Origin of the sequence: Actinomadura violacea, from assembly GCF_017573465.1 — a bacterium.
Taxonomy (GTDB): Bacteria; Actinomycetota; Actinomycetes; order Streptosporangiales; family Streptosporangiaceae; genus Spirillospora; species Spirillospora violacea.
Map to the genome: position 1 here is coordinate 1 of NZ_JAGEPF010000039.1, position 18610 is coordinate 18610.

At 72.7% G+C, this 18610-nt stretch carries 18 protein-coding genes and 1 pseudogene; 18 read left to right on the forward strand and 1 reads right to left on the reverse strand.

Features of this window, described 5'->3' with window-relative positions:
• The 4 genes and pseudogenes from J4709_RS45380 to J4709_RS45395 all read left to right on the forward strand — a co-directional run.
• Nucleotides 1-542: pseudogene (locus J4709_RS45380) on the forward strand (fibronectin type III domain-containing protein); the annotation flags it as partial.
• Between the two features lie 103 nt (nucleotides 543-645).
• Nucleotides 646-2067, forward strand: a complete 1422-nt coding sequence (locus tag J4709_RS45385; protein WP_208251694.1) for a DUF6801 domain-containing protein — start codon at nucleotides 646-648, stop codon at nucleotides 2065-2067.
• Between the two features lie 10 nt (nucleotides 2068-2077).
• Complete coding sequence (locus tag J4709_RS45390) at nucleotides 2078-3364, forward strand: lipase family protein (RefSeq protein ID WP_208251695.1); 1287 nt, start codon at nucleotides 2078-2080, stop codon at nucleotides 3362-3364.
• 77 nt (nucleotides 3365-3441) lie between these two features.
• Nucleotides 3442-3981, forward strand: coding sequence for a hypothetical protein (locus J4709_RS45395; RefSeq protein WP_208251696.1), 540 nt, complete (start codon nucleotides 3442-3444; stop codon nucleotides 3979-3981).
• Nucleotides 3982-4052: 71 nt separating this feature from the next.
• On the opposite strand, the gene J4709_RS45400 is transcribed toward J4709_RS45395, so the two are convergent.
• Complete coding sequence (locus tag J4709_RS45400; protein ID WP_208251697.1) at nucleotides 4053-4469, reverse strand: hypothetical protein; 417 nt, start codon at nucleotides 4467-4469, stop codon at nucleotides 4053-4055.
• Nucleotides 4470-4712: 243 nt separating this feature from the next.
• Here J4709_RS45400 and J4709_RS45405 point away from each other — a divergent pair, with 243 nt between their 5' ends.
• From J4709_RS45405 to J4709_RS45470, 14 genes are all read left to right on the forward strand, one after another.
• Nucleotides 4713-5498, forward strand: a complete 786-nt coding sequence (locus J4709_RS45405) for an MlaE family ABC transporter permease (protein WP_428993761.1) — start codon at nucleotides 4713-4715, stop codon at nucleotides 5496-5498.
• A gap of 3 nt (nucleotides 5499-5501) precedes the next feature.
• The gene (locus J4709_RS45410) at nucleotides 5502-6338 is read left to right on the forward strand and encodes an MlaE family ABC transporter permease (RefSeq protein WP_208251698.1); all 837 of its coding nucleotides are present in this window, start codon (nucleotides 5502-5504) and stop codon (nucleotides 6336-6338) included.
• A complete protein-coding gene (locus tag J4709_RS45415) occupies nucleotides 6335-7627 on the forward strand; it encodes an MCE family protein (protein WP_208251699.1) in 1293 nt (430 codons plus the stop codon). Before J4709_RS45410 ends, J4709_RS45415 begins: the two co-directional genes overlap by 4 nt.
• Entirely contained in the window at nucleotides 7624-8664 is a 1041-nt protein-coding gene (locus J4709_RS45420; protein WP_307802087.1) for an MCE family protein, read from the forward strand. Before J4709_RS45415 ends, J4709_RS45420 begins: the two co-directional genes overlap by 4 nt.
• A complete protein-coding gene (locus J4709_RS45425; protein WP_208251700.1) occupies nucleotides 8661-9683 on the forward strand; it encodes an MCE family protein in 1023 nt (340 codons plus the stop codon). The genes J4709_RS45420 and J4709_RS45425 overlap by 4 nt, the downstream gene beginning before the upstream one ends.
• A complete protein-coding gene (locus J4709_RS45430) occupies nucleotides 9683-10708 on the forward strand; it encodes an MCE family protein (protein WP_208251701.1) in 1026 nt (341 codons plus the stop codon). The genes J4709_RS45425 and J4709_RS45430 overlap by 1 nt, the downstream gene beginning before the upstream one ends.
• Entirely contained in the window at nucleotides 10705-11874 is a 1170-nt protein-coding gene (locus J4709_RS45435) for an MlaD family protein (protein WP_208251702.1), read from the forward strand. Before J4709_RS45430 ends, J4709_RS45435 begins: the two co-directional genes overlap by 4 nt.
• A gap of 5 nt (nucleotides 11875-11879) precedes the next feature.
• The gene (locus J4709_RS45440) at nucleotides 11880-13145 is read left to right on the forward strand and encodes an MlaD family protein (RefSeq protein WP_208251703.1); all 1266 of its coding nucleotides are present in this window, start codon (nucleotides 11880-11882) and stop codon (nucleotides 13143-13145) included.
• Entirely contained in the window at nucleotides 13145-13711 is a 567-nt protein-coding gene (locus J4709_RS45445; RefSeq protein ID WP_208251704.1) for a hypothetical protein, read from the forward strand. The genes J4709_RS45440 and J4709_RS45445 overlap by 1 nt, the downstream gene beginning before the upstream one ends.
• On the forward strand, nucleotides 13708-14214 hold the full coding sequence (locus J4709_RS45450; RefSeq protein WP_208251705.1) for a nuclear transport factor 2 family protein: 507 nt from the start codon (nucleotides 13708-13710) through the stop codon (nucleotides 14212-14214). Before J4709_RS45445 ends, J4709_RS45450 begins: the two co-directional genes overlap by 4 nt.
• 14 nt (nucleotides 14215-14228) lie before the next feature.
• The gene (locus tag J4709_RS45455) at nucleotides 14229-14741 is read left to right on the forward strand and encodes an Rv1363c family protein (RefSeq protein WP_208251706.1); all 513 of its coding nucleotides are present in this window, start codon (nucleotides 14229-14231) and stop codon (nucleotides 14739-14741) included.
• A gap of 14 nt (nucleotides 14742-14755) precedes the next feature.
• Nucleotides 14756-15304, forward strand: coding sequence for a hypothetical protein (locus J4709_RS45460; RefSeq protein WP_208251707.1), 549 nt, complete (start codon nucleotides 14756-14758; stop codon nucleotides 15302-15304).
• Between the two features lie 244 nt (nucleotides 15305-15548).
• Nucleotides 15549-16754: a PucR-like N-terminal domain-containing protein gene (locus tag J4709_RS45465; protein WP_307802088.1), complete on the forward strand. Its 1206-nt coding sequence runs from the start codon at nucleotides 15549-15551 to the stop codon at nucleotides 16752-16754.
• A gap of 123 nt (nucleotides 16755-16877) precedes the next feature.
• Nucleotides 16878-18584 carry a GMC oxidoreductase gene (locus J4709_RS45470; RefSeq protein WP_208251709.1) on the forward strand — a complete coding sequence of 569 codons (1707 nt, stop codon included), beginning with the start codon at nucleotides 16878-16880 and terminating at the stop codon, nucleotides 18582-18584.
• Nucleotides 18585-18610 lie beyond the last annotated feature (26 nt).

Here is an 18610-nt window from a genome sequence, read left to right on the forward strand (position 1 = left end):
CGCCCACCCCGACCCCCACCTCGGGCGGCCAGGAGTACGACTTCACCCTCGCCGGCGAGACCTTCGTGAAGGCGCCGAACGGCAAGGCGCCGCTGACCGGCAGCGTCAACGCCAACCTCAACCTGGACACCGGCGACGTCACCGCGGACCTGAAGCTGAACCCGACCAAGGGCAACTTCCAGATCCTCGGCTTCCTGCCCGTGACCGCCGACATCGGCCTGGTCTCGCAGGGCCAGACCACCGGCCTGTACAAGGACGGGCAGCTGACCACCAACAGCAAGGTGATCACCAAGCTGTCGACGTTCAACGTGTTCGGCGCCATCCCGATCGGCGGCGGCGACCAGTGCCAGACGACCAAGCCGTCCGACATCACCCTGAAGTCGGCCGACGGCCAGTTCTTCGACCCGGGCGTCGGCGGCAAGATCAGCGGCACCTACTCGCTGTCGTCCATCGACAACTGCGGGCCGCTGACCGGCATCCTCAGCCTGTTCACCGCCGGTGACGGCAACACCATCGACCTCAACCTGACGCCGAAGGCCTGACCGGCCGCGGCGGACGAAGGTCGACACAAGGACGGCCCCTGCCGTACCGGGAGGTGCGGCGGGGGCCGGCTCCGTAAGGGCGCCGAGCGCTGAGAGGTGGCGTGTGAGAAGCAGGAACAGAGCAAGGACGGCGGGGGCCGCGCTGGCCGTCGCCGTGGCCGCCTCCGGCCTCGCCGGCGCGGCGGGCGTCGCGGGCGCGGGGCCCGCGGCGGCCCAGCAGGTGACGCTGGGGCTGGACTACCACTGCACCTTCCCGCTGCTCGGCCCGGAGCCCGTGCACGTGGACCTCACCGCGACCGTGCCGGACGCGGTGGAGGTCGGCCAGCAGATGCACGGGTTCGTCGTCGACTCGGTGTCGACGGTCAACGCCGACTCCACCCGCGCCCTCGGCGCGCTCTACTCCGTCACCCTGGAGGGGGACGCGCTCGCCGACGCGACCCTCGTCGTCCCCGAGGAGCCCGACGGCCTGCCCGTCCAGGTCGACTCCACGCTCGACAAGACCACGCTCCCCGCGTCCGGCGAGTTCAAGGTGCACGGGACGGGGACGTCCCCCGACCTTGTGTTCACGCAGGCGGGGTCCGGCAAGGTGACCGTCGGGAACCTGCTGCTGACCCTCACCCCCCGCACGGACGACGGCGGCCCGACCGGCCTCGGCACGTTCCAGTCCGAGTGCACGCAGGACCCCGGCCAGAACAACGTCCTCGCCGGCTTCCAGATCGACCTTCCGGGCGCGCAGGGGCCGTCCAAGCCGGGCACTCCGACGGTCACCGCCCACACCTCGACCAGCGCGACGCTCACCTGGGGCGCGTCCACCGACACCGGCGGCACGGTCACCGGCTACGACGTCTACAGCAACGGCTCGGTCGTCGCGAGCTCCACCGGGACCACCGCCACCGTCCCGAACCTGACCCCCAAGACCACCTACACCTTCACGGTCAAGGCCAAGGACGACAAGGGCAACGTCTCCGACCCCAGCGACCCCGTCACCGTGACGACGGACGCGGCCGGCCCGGCGAGCCACGCCTACACCCTCAAGGGCACCACCACGATCAAGGCGTCCAACGGGACCGCGCCGCTGACCGGCGTCCTCAACGCGCAGATAGCGCCGGACACCGGGGCCGTCACCGGCGACCTCGCGCTCGACCCCGCCGACGCGAGCCTGCAGGCCCTCGGGTTCCTGCCGGTGACCGCGCACCTCACGTTCGCGAACCAGGGCCCCACCACCGGGACCTACGCGAACGGCGCGCTCGGCACGCAGACCCGGGTGCTCGTGAAGGCGTCCTCGTTCGCCGCGTTCGGCATCGTCCCGATCGGCGGCGGCGACCAGTGCCAGGCGAGCGCGCCGTCCACCCTCAAGCTCGCCTCCGCCGGGACGTTCGACCCGGCCGCGGGCGGCGCGGTCAAGGGCGGCTACGACCTGGCGGCGCTGACGAACTGCGGCCCGATCACCGGCCTGCTCAGCCCGCTCGTCGCCGGGACCGGCAACACCGCCGACCTGGCGCTCACCCCGAAGTCCGGCAGCTAGGAGCCAGGAGATGCCGAAGCACACCGCCCGCCGCGGCCGGGCCCTCCTCGCCCCCCTGACCGCCGCCGTCCTCCTCGCCGCCGCCCTCGGGACGGCCCCGGCCGCCCCGGCGAGCGCAGCCCCGGCCGCCCCGGCCGCCCCGGCAGCGCCGGCAGCGCCGGCAGCGCCGGCAGCGCCCGCGACCACCGACCCCGGTCCGGCCGGCGACGCGTTCTACACCCCGCCCTCGCCGCTGCCCGCCGGCAAGCCCGGCGACGTCATCCGCGCCCGTCCCGCCAAGGCCGGCCCGCCCGCCGCGCGGGACCTCGCCAACGCCTGGCAGGTCATGTACCTGTCGACGAACGCACTCGGCAAGCCGGTCGCGGTCACCGGGATGGTGCTGGTGCCGAAGAAGGGCGACCCGGCCAAGGCCCCGATCGTCGGCTTCGGCCCCGGGACGAGCGGCCCCGCGTTCCGCTGCGCGCCGTCGAAGTTCATCGACGAGGGCGCCTTCTACGAGCAGTCCGCGGTCAACGAGATGCTCCAGGCGGGCTACGCCGTCGCCGAGACCGACTACGAGGGCTACCACGAGAACCCCACGACGACCTACGTCGTGAACTCGATGGGCTACGACCTCATCGACGCGGTCCGGGCCGCGCAGCGGCTGCCGGAGTCGGGGCTGTCCGCGTCCGCGCAGGTCGCGTTCCGCGGCTACTCGCAGGGCGGCGCCGCCGCGATGTGGGCCGGCCAGAAGCAGCCGGGCTACGCGCCGGAGCTGAAGCTCGCCGGCGTGGTCGGCGGCGGCGTGCCGTCCGACCTCGCGGCGGTGGGCGCCCCGCTGGAGGGCGCGAAGCCGTTCGGCTTCCTCCTGTACTCGATGGTCGGCATGGACAACGCCTACCCGGAGCTGAAGCTGGGCTCGTACGCCAACGACGCCGGGAAGGCGATGCTGGCCGACTTCCAGGGCAACGTGTGCACCCTGGAACTGCTGCTGAACTACCAGGGGAAGACGGTCCCGGACTACTTCACCTCCAGCCCCTACGGGAACGAGGACTGGCTGGCGCGGGTCGCGGAGAACACGCTCGGCTCCGACCCCATCAAGGTCCCGGTGTTCCAGTACCACTCCACCGCGGACGAGATCGTCGCCTTCGGCCAGGCCAAGGAACTCCGCGACGCCTACTGCAAGCTCGGCGTCCAGGAGACCTGGAAGACCTGGGACAAGATCAGCCACATCACCCTCGTCTACCGCGGAAACCAGGACGCGATGGCCTTTCTCGGCGACCGGTTCGCCGGAAAGCCCGCGACCTCCAACTGCTGATCGCCGCCGCCGCGCCCCGTCGCGGCATTCATGGCCGGTCTCACCTCGGCACCGGCGCAGTCGAGAAGGAGAAGGAAATGGTTCGACGATTCATCGTCGCGACGGCTCTCGCCGGCACCGCCGGCCTCGCCCTGGCCGGCTGCGGCGGGGGCGGGAAGAAGCACGACGGGCCCGAGGTGGCCTGGGCCGGCAAGGCGTGCGCGGCCATGAACCAGGGCGCCCCGCTGGCGGTGCCGAAGCAGCTGAACTCCGCGAACGTGCTGCAGTCCAAGGCGTCCATGGTCAAGCTGCTGGACGGCATCTCCACCCGGATGGCCTCGCTCGAGGTCAGGCTCCAGGGCCTCGGCGCGCCGCCCGTCGCGGGCGGGCAGGCGCTGCTCACGACCGCGATGAGCAACCTCACCCGGACCCATTCGTCGGTGAGCACCGCCACCAAGCGCCTGCACAAGGCCAAGGTGACCGACAAGCGGTCGCTGCAGCAGGCGATCGGCCAGGTCGGCGTCGCGTTCTCGGCGTACAAGACCTACCAGGGGCCGCAGCAGGACTTCCGCAAGGACCCGAAGCTGAACGCCGCGTTCGCGAAGGCCCCGGCATGCCGCACCGCGCAGCCCAGCTGACCCGCCGGACGGGGCCCGCGCGCGGCGCGCCGGGCCCCGGCCCGGGGTGCGGCCCGCTTCGTGCTCGCGGCCTACTTGGCGCCGGCGGACTTCATGCAGGCGAGGAGGGCGCCCTGCATCTTGAGGTCGCCCGGACCGGAGGTCGGCTGCCAGTGGCTGACGTCGTCGGGGACCTGGACGCCGTGGGCCCGCATGCACGCGACGAAGTCGTTCACGACCTGCGTCGGAGCGGACGAGACCTGCGGGGCGCCGGGGGACGCGGCGGCACCGCCGGCCCCGCCGCCGGTGCCGTTGCCGGTCCCGTTGCCGCCGCCGGCCGGGGCGCCGGATGCACCGGGCGCGCCGGATGCGGCGCCGGACGGGGCCGCCGTGCCGCCGGACGGGCTCGGGGCGCCCGAGGAGGACGACTCGCCGCCGCCACCGCCGCCGCAGGCGGTCAGGGCGAGCGCCGGCGCGAGCAGCAGGACTGCGAGACGACGTCGGTTCACTTCGGTTCCTTCCGGCGGGGCGGCGCCTCGACGATAGCCGGTCCGGCGCCGTTCGCGCGCCCCCGCGAGCGCGCCCGGAAATGTGTTCGCCGACGTCAAATAAATGCCGATGATCATCAAGAAAGTGTCAGTGCGGGATAGAAAGGCGCGGACCCGGGGATTTTCGTCCCCCGAGTTCTTGCGCGCCGAATTTACCCGCCAGTAGTTTTCCTGGACCATGCGAACGCGAAAGGAGGCCCGGCCGTGGCGGCACCGGTCATCGAATTCCCGCTGAGCGCGCTGCGCCAGGCGGGGCGGATGTTCGCGCTGGGCGCCACCGTGCTCGGCATGTCGTTCCGCCGGCCGTTCCAGTTCCGCGAGTTCGTCGAGCAGTTCTGGTTCATCGCCAGCGTGACGATCCTGCCGACCGCGCTGGTGTCGATCCCGTTCGGCGCCGTCACCTCGCTGCAGGTCGGCTCGCTGACCCAGCAGTTCGGCGCCCAGTCGTTCACCGGCGCCGCCAGCGTGCTGGTGGTGATCCAGCAGGCCAGCCCGATGATCGTGGCGCTGCTGGTGTCCGGGGTGGCGGGCTCGACGATCTGCGCGGACATCGGCGCCCGGACGATCCGCGAGGAGCTGGACGCGATGGAGGTGCTCGGCGTCTCGCCCGTCCAGCGGCTCGTGGTGCCGCGCGTGCTGGCGTGCGTCGCGGTCGCGCTGCTGCTGAACGGGCTGGTCTCGGTCGTCGGCGTCGCGGGCGGCTACTACTTCAACGTCATGATGCAGGGCGGCACGCCCGGCGCGTACGTCGCGAGCTTCTCCGCGCTCGCGCAGCTCCCCGACATCTACGTCGGCGAGGCGAAGGCGCTGCTGTTCGGGTTCGTCGCGGGGGTCGTCGCCGCGTACCGGGGGCTGAACCCGAAGGGCGGCCCGAAGGGCGTCGGCGACGTCGTCAACCAGTCCGTCGTCATCACGTTCCTGCTGCTGTTCCTGATGAACCTCGTGATCACCGGGATCTACCTGCAGGTCGTCCCGCCGAAGGGTGGCTGAGCGATGAGCCTGCTGACCGCCGTGAGAGGCGGCCCGAACCGTTGGTTCGCGTGGCTGGACCAGCCCGGCGACCAGGGCACCTTCTACGTGAAGGCGCTGCTGTGGACGCCGCGCGCCCTGCACCGCTACCGCAAGGAGGTGCAGCGGCTGCTGTCGGAGGTCGCGTTCGGCAGCGGCGGCCTCGGCGTCATCGGCGGGACGATCGGCGTGATGGTCGCGATGACCCTCGCGACCGGCGTCGTCGTCGGCATGCAGGGCTACTCGGCGCTCCAGCAGATCGGGACGTCGGCGTTCACCGGGTTCGCGTCCGCCTACATCAACACCCGCGAGATCGCGCCGGTGGTGTCGGGCCTCGCGCTGTCGGCGACGGTCGGCGCCGGGTTCACCGCGCAGCTCGGCGCGATGCGGATCAGCGACGAGGTGGACGCCCTGGAGGTGATGGGCATCCCGAGCCTGCCGTACCTGGTGACGACCCGGATCATCGCGGGCGCGGTCGCGATCGTCCCGCTGTACGCGATCGGGCTGCTGTGCGCCTACCTCGCGTCCCGCGAGGTCACAGTGAAGGTGAACGGGCAGTCGGCGGGCACCTACGACCACTACTTCGGGCTGTTCCTGTCACCGACGGACGTGGTGCTGTCGTTCCTGAAGGTGCTGGTCTTCAGCGTCCTGGTGATCCTGTCGCACTGCTACTACGGCTACCGCGCGGCCGGCGGTCCCGCGGGTGTGGGCAAGGCCGTCGGCCGCGCGGTCCGCACGTCGATCGTGCTGATCAGCGTCAGCGACTTCTTCTTCAGCCTCGCGGTGTGGGGCACCAACACGACGGTGAAGGTGGCCGGATGAGCGCCCGGCGGGAGGCCCGCGGGCGGCGCCGGGCGGGCGGCGAGGCGGTCGCCGGGCGGCGGCTCGCCGGGGTCGCGTTCCTGCTGGTGCCGGCGCTGCTGGTGTGGCTGTGCATCGCGGTCTACGACAAGGTGTTCACCAAGGTCAGCTGGGTGACGCTGCGGACGGCGAGCGCGGGCAGCGAGATGCACCCGCACGCGGACGTGAAGCTGCGCGGCGTCGTCGTCGGCGAGGTGCGGACGGTGACGTCCAACGGCGGGACCGCGACGCTGAAGCTGGCGATCCAGCCGGACAAGGTGAAGCTGCTGCCGCGGAACGTGTCGGCGCAGCTGCTGCCGACGACGCTGTTCGGGCAGCGGTTCGTCGCGCTGATCCCGCCCACGCAGCCGAGCCCTGCCCGGCTCACCGGGGGCAGCGTGATCAGCCAGGACCGTTCGTCCAACGCGATCGAGCTGCAGCGGGTGATGGACAACCTGTACCCGCTGCTCACCGCGGTGCAGCCGGCGCAGCTGTCGGCGACGCTGACCGCGGTGTCGCAGGCGCTGGACGGCCGCGGCGAGCAGCTCGGGAAGACGCTCGTGGAGCTGGACGCCTACCTGAAGAAGATCAACCCGAGCCTGCCCGCGCTGAACCGGGACATCCGCGAGCTCGTCGCGGTCAGCAACGACTACGCGCAGGCGGCGCCCGACATCCTCCAGGCGCTCAACGACTTCAGCTACACGACGCGCTCGATCGTCCAGCAGAAGGACGACCTGAGCCGGCTGTACGCGACCGTCACCGGCGCCTCGCAGGACATGGCGGACTTCCTGCACGAGAACTCGTCGAACTTCATCGCGCTCGCCGCCGACAGCCGCACCTCCCTGCAGGTGCTGCAGAAGTACTCGCCGGAGCTGCCCTGCACGCTGCGGATGCTGAACGACTTCATCCCGCTGATGGACAAGGTCCTCGGCAAGGGCACCAAGCGTCCCGGCCTGCACGTGGACGTGACGACCGTGCAGAACAAGGGCCGCTACGTCCCGGGCAAGGACACGCCCCGCTACACCGACAAGAGCGGCCCGCACTGCTACCCGGTCGGCGGCTCCGCCGCCGTGAAGTCGGCGCCGCCGAACGCGGCGACCCCGGTCGCGGTCGCGCCCGGCGCGCTCGGCCTGCCGAACTCCCCGGAGGAGAACCGGCTGGTCAACGAGCTGCTGGCGCCCGGCCTCCAGGAGGTCCCCGAGGACCTGCCGGACTGGACCAGCGTGCTCCTCGGCCCCGTCTACCGCGGCACGGAGGTGAGGATCAAGTGAACCGCAGGGGGCTGCTCGGGCCGCTGCTGAAGTCGCTGGCGTTCGTCGCGGTGACGGTCGTCGCGACCGCGATGCTGGCGCTCAGCATCACCCAGACCGGCGGCGGGAACACCGTCAGCTACAAGGCGCGGTTCACCGACGCGTCCGGGCTGCGCGACGGCGACAGCGTGCGGATCGCGGGCGTCGAGGTCGGCCGGGTCGGCGGCATCCGGGTCGTCGGGCGGCGGCAGGCGCTGGTGACGTTCAGCGTCGGCCGCGGCCACCGGCTGCCCGCCGCGTCCACCGCGACGATCAAGTACCTGAACCTGATCGGGCAGCGGTACGTCGAGATCGGGCGGGGCGCCGGCGGCGCCGGCGACCTGCGGCCCGGCGCGACGATCCCGGTCGAGCGGACCGCCCCGGCGCTGAACCTGACGCAGCTGTTCAACGGCTTCCAGCCGCTGTTCCAGGCGCTGTCGCCCAAGGACGTCAACCAGCTCGCCGGGTCGATCGTCCAGGTGCTGCAGGGCGAGGGCGGGACGGTCGAGGGCCTGCTGTCCACGGTCGGGTCGCTGACCAGCGGAATCGCCGACAAGGACCAGGTGATCGGGCAGGTCATCGACAACCTCAACGCCGTCCTCGACACGATCAACTCGCGCCGCGACAACCTGTCGAGCCTGATCACCACGCTGCGGCGCCTCGTGTCGGGCCTCGCCGGCGACCGGACGTCCATCGGCACCGCGATCAGCGCGCTCGACGACCTCGCCGACGCCACCACCGGACTCCTCCAGGAGGGGCGCGCGCCGCTCAAGCAGGACATCGCGCAGCTCGGGCGGCTGTCCACCAACCTCAACGACGACTCCCCGACCATCGACAGGTTCCTGCGGACGCTGCCGGTGAAGATGGCGGCGATCGGCCGGATCGGCTCGTACGGGTCGTGGATGAACTTCTACATGTGCGAGGCGTCCGTGACCGGGGTGACCTACAAGCAGTACCCGGGGGAGACGCATCCGGCGCCCACCGGCGTGCACTCGGACGCGGCGAGGTGCGGGTCATGAGGCGGCCGCGGCTGAAGCCGGTCCGGGAGCGCAACCCGGTCCTCGTCGCGATCGTGTCGATCACGCTGATCGTCGCGGCCGGGCTCGCGGCGTTCAACGCCAAGAACCTGCCGCTGATCGGCGGCGGCACCCGCTACAGCGCCGACTTCGGCGAGGCCGCCGGGCTGCGGTCCGGCAACGAGGTGCGGGTCGCGGGCGTGAAGGTCGGCGAGGTCACCGGCGTCCGGCTGGCCGGCGCGAAGGTCCGGGTGTCGTTCCGGGTGAAGGACGCCTGGGTCGGCGACGCCAGCACCGTCGCGATCGCGATCAAGACGCTGCTCGGCGACAAGTACCTCGCCGTCGACCCGCTCGGCCCGCGCCGGCAGGACCCCGGCCGGACGATCCCGATGGACCGCACGACGTCGCCCTACGACGTGACGCAGGCGTTCCAGGACCTCGCCACCACGACCGGGCAGCTCGACTCCAAGAAGCTCGCGGAGAGCCTCGACGCGATCTCCGGCGCGTTCGCGCACACCGCGCCGAGCGTCCGGCAGGCCCTCACCGGCGTGTCCGCGCTGTCGAAGACGATCTCGTCGCGGGACTCGCAGCTGTCCCGGCTGCTGGCCAACACCCGGCAGGTCACCGGGACCGTCTCCGACCAGACGCAGGACGTCCAGGCGCTGCTGCGCGACGGCAACCTGCTGCTGAACGAGATCGGCCGGCGCCGCCAGGCGATCCACGGGCTGCTCGTCGGCACGCAGTCGCTGTCGCAGCAGATCAGCGGGCTCGTCGACGACGAGCAGGAGCAGCTCGACCCGACGCTGCGCGCGCTCGGCCGCGTCACCGACCTGCTCCAGAAGAACCAGGACAACCTCGACCGCGCGCTGAAGACCGCCGGCCCGTACACGCGGCTGCTCGGCAACACGATGGGCAACGGCCGCTGGATGGACGGGTACCTGTGCGGGCTCGTCCCGAAGGAGTACGCGCCGGCGACCACACCGGACAAGGGCTGCATGCCGCCCAGGAAGGGCGGGCACTGATGCTGCGCAAACTGGCCGGCCCGGCCACGATGGTCGCCGCGGGGCTCGTCCTCATCGTCGGGGCCGCCGCCGCGTTCCTCGTCCTGCGGCCCCCGGCGGGCACCCGCGTCACCGTCTACTTCCACGACGCCGTCGGCATCTACAAGGGCTCGGACGTGCGGGTCCTCGGCGTGAAGGTCGGCACGGTGAACTCCGTCCGGGCGCAGGGCACGCAGGTCAGGGCGGTGATGACCGTCGACCACGGGATCGACGTCCCGGCGGGCGCGAACGTCGTCGCGATCGCGCCGAGCCTGGTCGCCGACCGGTACGTGCAGTTCACCCCCGCCTACACCGGCGGCCCGAAGCTGGCGTCCGGCGCGACCGTCCCCGCCGACCGGACGGCGACGCCCGTCGAGCTCGACCAGATCTACGACGACATCCGCAAGCTGTCGGACGAGCTCGGCCCGAACGGGGTGAACAAGGACGGCGCCCTGTCGCGCGTCCTCGGCACCGGCGCGCAGAACCTCCAGGGCAACGGCCAGGACATCCGCACCACGACCGAGCGGATGGCGCAGGCCGCCAAGACCCTGTCCGGCTCGCAGAAGGACCTGTTCTCCACCATCGCGAACCTGTCGAAGTTCACCTCGATGCTGAAGACGAACGACGGGCAGGTCCGGCAGGCCGAGCAGCAGCTCGCGGACGTCTCCGGGTTCCTCGCCGACGACCGGCAGGAGCTCGACGCGGCGCTGAAGGCGCTCGCCGCCGCGCTCGCCAAGGTGAAGGCGTTCATCCACGACAACCGGGAGCAGATCCGCACGAACGTGCAGAAGCTCTCGAAGATCACGCAGCTGCTGGTGGACCAGCGCCGGTCGCTGGCCGAGGCGCTCGACGTGCAGCCGCTCAACGTCACGAACGTCCTGAACGCCTACGACCCGCGGACCCGGACGCTGATGGGCCGCGGCGACCTCAACGAGATGAGCCTGCCGCTGCCGACGGCCGGCCAGGCCGCGCCCGCCGGCGGCGCGGCGGCGAAGGGAGCGCCATGACCCGCTTCGACAGGCGGCGGGCCCGGAGCGCGGCCCTGGCCGCGGCGCTCGCCGCCCTCGCCCTCGGCGGCTGCGGTCCCGCCGGGCTCGGCCGCGGCGTCCAGGACCTGCCGCTGCCCGGCGGCGCCGACCTCGGCGGCCACCCGTACACGGTGAAGGCCGAGTTCGCGAACGTGCTGAACCTCGTCCCGCAGTCCGCGGTGAAGGTCAACGACGTCGCGGTCGGCCGGGTCGAGAAGGTGTCGCTGCCGGACGGCGGCTGGACCGCCGAGGTCACCATGAAGATCAACGGCGACGTCCGGCTGCCCGCCGGCGCGTACGCGCAGCTGGAGCAGTCGAGCCTGCTGGGCGAGAAGTTCGTCCAGCTCAGCGCCGCCCCCCAGGACACCGGACTCCCGGGTGGTACCGCCGCGCCGGGTGGTGCCGCGCCGGGCGGGCCCGCGCCGTCCGCGAGCACGGGAAGGCTCGCGGACGGTGCGGTGATCCCGGTGTCGCGCACCAACCGCAACCCCGAGGTCGAGGAGGTGTTCGGCGCGCTGTCGATGCTGCTCAACGGCGGCGGGATCGCGCAGCTGCACACCATCACCACCGAGATGAACAAGGCCCTGGACGGCAACGAGCCGCAGATCCGCTCGCTGCTGGAGCAGGCGCGCAAGCTCGTCGGCGACCTCGACGCCAACAAGAAGGGCATCACCGACGCCCTCGACGGCATCAACCGGCTGTCGGGGACGCTGCGCGCGCGCCAGGGGCAGATCGGCGTCGCGCTCGACGACATCGAACCCGGGCTGAAGGTGCTGGAGGAGCAGCGCGGCGCGCTCGTCCGGATGCTGAACTCGCTGAACGACCTGTCCGGTGTCGCCGTCACGACCATCAGGCAGAGCAAGGCCGACCTCGTCGCCGACCTGAAGTCGCTCGAACCGACGCTGCGCAAGCTGTCGGACGCGGGGCACGACCTGCCGAACGCGCTGCAGGTGATGCTCACCTACCCCTTCACCGACGCGGTGCTGCCCGCGGTCAAGGGCGACTACCTCAACGTGTATCTCCAGGTCACCGCGCAGCCGGGGACCCAGATCGTGCCGCCGGTGGCGCCGCTGCCCACCAGCGGCGACGGCAAGCCGGGCGACGGGAAGCCGGCGGGCGGCGGCCCGGCGGGGCAGGGGGGCTGACCGCGATGCTGACCATCGGGACCAGGATCAAGAACATCGCGTTCCTCATCGTCGGGGCCATCGCGATGTGCTACGTCGGCCTCAACTACGCCGACCTCGGCGGATACGTCGGGCTGCGGAACTACTACGTCGTGAAGGTCGACCTGCCGCAGGCGGGCGGGCTCGCCGAGAACGCCGACGTCACCTACCGCGGCACCTCCATCGGCCGCGTCGGCGCCCTGGACCTCACCGGCGACGGCGTCATCGCCGACCTGCGGATCCGCAAGTCGGCGCCCAAGGTGCCGGAGAACACGCAGGCCGTCGTCGCGAACCGGTCCGCGATCGGCGAGCAGTACATCGACCTGCGGCCCCGCACCGGCGGCGCCCCCTACCTCGCCGCGGGGTCGGTCATCCCGCGCTCGTCGTCCACCACCCCCGCCCCCGTCACCGACCTGCTGACCAGCGTCAACAACCTCGCCGCGTCCGTCCCGACGGACTCGCTGCGCACCGTCGTCGCCGAACTCGGCCGGGCGTTCGCCGGCGAGGGCCCGAACCTCCAGGTCCTGCTGGACGAGAGCCACACCTTCACCGAGGCCGCCGACCGCAACATCGCGCCGACCCGCTCCCTCATCGGCGACGGCCAGACCGTGCTGCGCACCCAGGACGAGGAGTCCGGCGCGCTCAAGGCGTTCGGGCACAACGCCCGGCTGCTGTCGCAGCAGCTCCGCGCCTCCGACCCCGCGTTCCGCAGGCTCGTGTCCACCGCGCCCGACGCCGCCGGCGAACTCCAGGGCCTCGTCCGCGACCTCGACCCGTCGATGAGCGTCCTCGTCGCGAACCTCCTCACCACCTCCCGCGTCCTCCAGCCGAGGACGGACGGCCTGGAGCAGCTCCTCGCCAAGCTCCCCGCCGCCGTCGCCATGGGCACGACCGTCGCGCGCGGCGGCCACCTCAACTTCGGGATGGTCAACACCTTCTTCAACCCGCTGCCCTGCACGTCCGGCTACGGCGGGACGAAGTACCGCAACGGCCTCGACACCTCCGCAGGGCCCGCCCTCAACACCGCGGCCCGCTGCGCCGCCCCCGCGTCCAGCGGCGTCAACGTCCGCGGCGCCGCCAACGCCCCGCACGGACCCGTCCCCGACGCGGCGCGCCCCGGATCCGTCCTCGGCGGCGGGACGGCGACCGGCGCATCCGCGAACACCGGCCTGCCCGGCGCGCTCGCGCTGCCCGGCGTCGCGCCCGGACCGTCCGGGATGAGCGCCCTGCTCGGCCTGAACGGAGGGCACTGATGGCCGCCACCGTGAAAGCCGAACCCCGCACCCGGCCCCGTCCCAAACGCCGGCCGCTGCTCGCCGGATGGGGCCTCATCGGCTGGACCGCGATCCTCGCGGCCGCCGCGTTCCTCGGCTGGACGACCTGGACCCTCCTCCACGGCCCCGCCGGGCACCGCGCCACCGGACCCGAAGCCGAACGCGACCTCGTCCTGCGCAGCGGCAGCCGCGAGATCGCCGCGCTCAACACCATGGACCGCACCGACCCGGCCGCCGGGCTCAAAGCCTGGCTCGACGCGTCCACCGGCGCCCTGCACGACCAGCTCCAGCGCGACGAACCGCAGAACCGCGCGAAGATCGGCACGTCCCGGACCAGCGCGTCCGCCACCGTCACCGGCGCCGCCGTCACCTCCCTCGACACCGCCGCCGGAACCGCCCAGATCATCGCGTCGGTGCAGGTCAAGCTCGTCCCGGCGAGCGGCGCGCCGACGCTGCAGCGCAAACGCTTCCAGGCCGGCGCCGTCCGGACCGCGGCCGGCTGGAAACTCGAATCGCTCACCTCGATCCCGGCCGGTGCCCGATGAGCCGCCTCCTCGGCCTGTACAAGCCGTTCGGCGTCGCGCTCGGGCTCGTCCTCGTCGCGCTGCTGCTGCACCCGATCGCCGGACGGCTCCGCGACGACGGCACCCCCCGCGACCGGGCCGTCCTCGACGGCGTCGCCACCACCGACGTCACCGGCGACGTGTCCACCGCCCTCAGCCGCATCTTCAGCTACACCCCCGCCGACGTGTCCACCGCGCAGCGCACCGCGGCGGACGTCCTCACCGGCGCCGCCGCCCAGCAGTACCGGCAGATCTTCGCGCAGGTGCAGCGGCAGGCCCCCGCCCAGCGCGTCGCCCTCACCACCCGCGTCACCCGCGCCGGCGTCATCTCCCTCGTCGGCGACACCGCGCGGCTGCTCGTCTTCCTCGACCAGACCGCCACCCGCGCCGGGAGGCCCGACGGCACCCCCGCCGCCGCCCAGCTCACCGTCACCGCGCACCGCGACGACGGCCACTGGCGCATCACCGAGCTCAAGTCCGCGTGACCCGGAGGCCCGACATGCCGGAAACGGACGCCCTGCAGCGGACCGCCGCCTGCCTCGCCGTCCTCGCCGCCCTCTTCGCCGCCTGGGCCGGCCAGAACTGGTACACCGCCGCCCACGACGGCGCGCACGCCTACTCCCGCACCCGCGACGCCGTCCTGCAGAGCGCCGAGCAGGGCGTCCAGAACCTCAGCACCCTCGACTACCGCGACGTCGACACCGGCCTGGCGACCTGGCTCGACTCCACCACCGGCGACCTCCACCAGCAGATCGCGCAGGGCCGCACCGGGTTCACCGACCAGGTCCGCAAGGCCCGCACCGTCACCACCGCGAAGATCCTCGACGCCGCCGTCTCCGAACTCGACGAACGCTCCGGCAAGGCGAGCGTGCTCGTCGCCGTCGAGACCACCGTCACCCCGCCCGGCGGCACCCCCGTCACCAAGCAGAACCGCCTCGAAGGACGCCTCGCCCGCACTCCCGGCGGCTGGAAGCTCAGCGACCTCGGCCAGGCCCCGGCCGGCACCACGTGAGAGGACGGCCCGCCATGGCCGCGCACACCACCCGCATCCTCGGCGGCACCCGCTGGAAGGCCGCCGCGGCGTCGCCCGCCGTCCTCGGCCTCCTCGCGGTGCTGCTCGCCGCGTCCGGCATCTGGATGTACCGGCAGGCCCGCGACCTGCGCACCGACCCCGCCGCCCGCAACGCCGCCCTCACCGACAACGCCGCCACCAGCGAGGCCAAGGGCGCGGTCGCCGACATGCTCGGGAAGCTGTTCTCCTACAACTACACCGATCCCGGACGCACCGACGCCGCCGCCCGGACGTATCTGACGGGCGCCGCCGTCCGCCAGTACGCCGCCCTCATGACCGGCGTCCGCAGCGACGCCCCGCGGCAGAAGACCGTCCTCAGCACCAAGGTCACCGACAGCGCCGTCATCAGCCTGCGCGACGGCCGGGCGCGGCTGCTCGTCTACGCCGACCAGCAGACGACCCGCACCAGCGACGGGAAGGGCACGACGTCGCCCGCCATGCTCGCCGTCACCGCCGCCCGCCACTCCGGCAAGTGGCGGATCACGGGCATCAACACTTTCTAGCCCACCGGGCGCGGGGATGCGGGTGGACGGCGGAAATGGTCTGTCCGGACGCGGGCGAGGTGGCGATTTCGTTGGGCATTCTAGAAATGCGAAACGTGCTCGTCATCCGGTTCGAGGTTTTGTCATTCGACTCCATGAAAGGCCCCTGAACGGTTTATTCCAGCGACAATCGGAATAGGGGTCCGATCCGCGATCCTGGGAGCGCCGCCGACCGGCGGGCCTGGGACAGGGGGATCGACGAGTGGTGCGAACAGGGTTGGACGTGCGGGCGTTCGAGGCCGTCCCGGGGTGGGTGGCGCGGCGGCTGCGGCCGCACGTCGACCGGGCGGCGGACGAGGTGCTGAACGAGTTGCGGCGCGGCGATCCGCCGGTCGGCGGGGAGGAGGCCGGCCGGGCGCGGGCCGGGATCGTCGCCGGGATCCGGCACTTCTGCGACCTGGTCGAGGACCCGGGCGCCGGATGGGAGCGGGTGTCGGCGTTCTACCTGCGGGTCGGCCGGCACCTGGCCCGGGACGGGCGGGACCCGGTGGAGGTGCAGCAGGCGCTGCGGCGGTCCGCGCTGGCGGCGTGGCGGACGCTCGCGGCCGTCCCGGGCGGCCTCGACCTGGACCTGGAGGCGCTCAGCCTGGTCGTGGACGCCCAGTTCGGCTACATGGACGCGGTGTCGGAGGTGATCGCGGCGGGGTACGCGGCGGAGGTGGCGGCGCGGGCGGACGGCGCGGCGGACCTGGCCGAGCGGCGGCGCCGGGCACGGCTGCTGCACCTGCTGCTCGCGGACCCGCCCGCGGACGAGGCGCGGGTGGCGTCGCTGGCCGCGGAGGCCCGCTGGCCGCTGCCGGTGACGGTCGCGGTCGCGGTGGCGCGGCAGCGCACCGAGGGCGGCGGCCGGACGCCGGTCGTCGCCGCGGACGGGCTGCTCTGCGACTTCGGGGCGCCTGAGCCGTGCCTGCTGGTCCCCGACCCGGACCGGCCGGGCCGGCCGCGGCTGCCGGAGGCGCTGCTGCGCGACTGGGCGGTCGCGGTCGGGCCGGCGGTGCCGCTCGCGCGGGCGGCGGACTCGCTGCGGTGGGCGCGCGAGACGCTGTCGCTGGCGGCCCGCGGGGTGATCCCGGACGGCGGGCTGATCCGCAGCGCCGAGCACGTCCCGGCGCTGGTGATCTCGCGGGCGGGGGAGCTGATCGACGACGCGGCGGCGACCCGGCTGGCGCCGCTCAGCGCGGTCCCGCCGGCCCGCCGGGAAAGGCTCGCCGAAACGCTGCTGGCCCTGCTGGAGCACAATTTCAACGCGGCGGACGCGAGCCGCCGGCTGCGCGTCCATCCGCAGACGGTGCGCTACCGGCTGCGCCATTTGCAGGACCTCTTCGGCGACGATCTGCGGGACCCGCGGCGCTGCCTGGAGATGGAGCTGATCCTGCACGCCCGGCTCGTCAACCGGGGCGCGGCGCGCTGACGCGGTTCTTGTCAGCCGGGTGACAAACGCGCCGCCGAATCGTTGCGCCGCGTGCATGGTGCGCGACGGAGCGCGGCGCCATAGTCGGGGACCCCATGCCCTGATCAGTGAGGTGGTGCTCCGATGTCCGGTGGCGCGTTCGACTTCGACGTGATCGTGGTCGGGTCCGGGTTCGGCGGCAGCGTGTCGGCGCTGCGGCTGGCGGAGAAGGGGTACCGGGTCGCGGTGCTGGAGGCGGGCCGCCGCTTCGACGAGCGGACGCTGCCGAAGACGTCGTGGCGGCTGCGCAAGTACGTGTGGGCGCCGCGGCTCGGGATGCGCGGGATCCAGCGGATCCACCTCGTCGGCGGCAAGGCCGGCGTGCTGGTCCTCGCGGGCGCCGGCGTCGGCGGCGGGTCCCTCGTCTACGCCAACACCCTGTACGTCCCGCCGGAGCCGTTCTTCAAGGACCGGCAGTGGGGGCACATCACCGACTGGCAGGACGAGCTGAGGCCGTACTACGAGCAGGCGCAGAAGATGCTCGGCGTCACCGTGAACCCGCTCGTGACCCCGGCGGACGAGGCGATGAAGCGCGTCGCGGACCGGATGGGCGTCGGCGACACCTACCATCCGACGCCCGTCGGCGTGTACTTCGGCGACAAGCCCGGCGAGGACCACGACGACCCGTTCTTCGGCGGCGCCGGCCCGCGCCGCACGACGTGCACCGCGTGCGGCTCCTGCATGATCGGCTGCCGGGTCGGGGCGAAGAACATGCTCACCAAGAACTACCTGTACCTCGCCGAGCAGGCGGGCGTGCAGGTGCTGCCGGACACGACGGTGACGGCGGTCGCGCCGCTGCCGTCCGGCGGGTACCGGGTGGAGATGCAGCGGGCGATGGCGCCGTTCAAGCGGCGCCGGACGCTGACCGCCGAGCACGTGGTGTTCGCCGCGGGCACCTACGGCACGCAGCGGCTCCTGCACCGGATGCGCGCGACCGGACGGCTCCGGCACCTGTCGCCGCGGCTCGGCGAGCTGACCCGCACGAACTCCGAGGCGCTCCTCGGCGTCGAGCGGATGACGGTGTGGCACCGCAAGAAGGACGTCGACCACAGCACGGGCCTGGCGATCACGTCCTCGTTCCACCCCGATGACAAGACGCACATCGAGCCGACCCGCTACGGCGCCGGCAACAACCTGATGGGGTTCATCCGGACCCTCCTCGTCGACGGCGGCGGCGCGCCCCGCTGGCTGAAGTTCCTCGGCCAGGCGGCCCGGCACCCCACCATCATCCTGCGCGGCCTCTCACTGAAGGACTGGGCGAAGCGCACCGTCATCGCCCTCGTCATGCAGACCGCCGACAACTCCATCACCGTCACCGAGAAGCGCGGCCTGCTCGGGCGCCGCCGCCTGTCCGCCGGGCTCGGCGAGGGCGAACCGAACCCGACCTGGATCCCGGTCGCGCACAAGGCCGTCCGGATGCTCGCCGACGAGCTGGACGCGACCGCCGGCGGCACCTGGTTCGACCTGTTCAACATCCCGACGACCGCGCACTTCATCGGCGGCTGCGTGATCGGCGAGACGGCCGACGCCGGCGTCATCGACCCCTACCACCGCGTCCACGGCCACCCCGGCCTGCACGTCGTGGACGGTTCGGCGGTCACCGCGAACCTCGGCGTCAACCCGTCGCTCACCATCACGGCGCAGGCGGAGCGGGCGATGGCGTTCTGGCCGAACCGCGGCGAGAAGGACCCCCGCCCCGAGCCCGGCACCCCCTACGAGCGCGTAGAACGCGTAGCCCCCCACTCCCCGTCCGTCCCCCCGAACGCCCCCGCCGCCCTCCCCCTCCCCTGAGCGGGCGGCGGCTGGGGCTTGGGAAG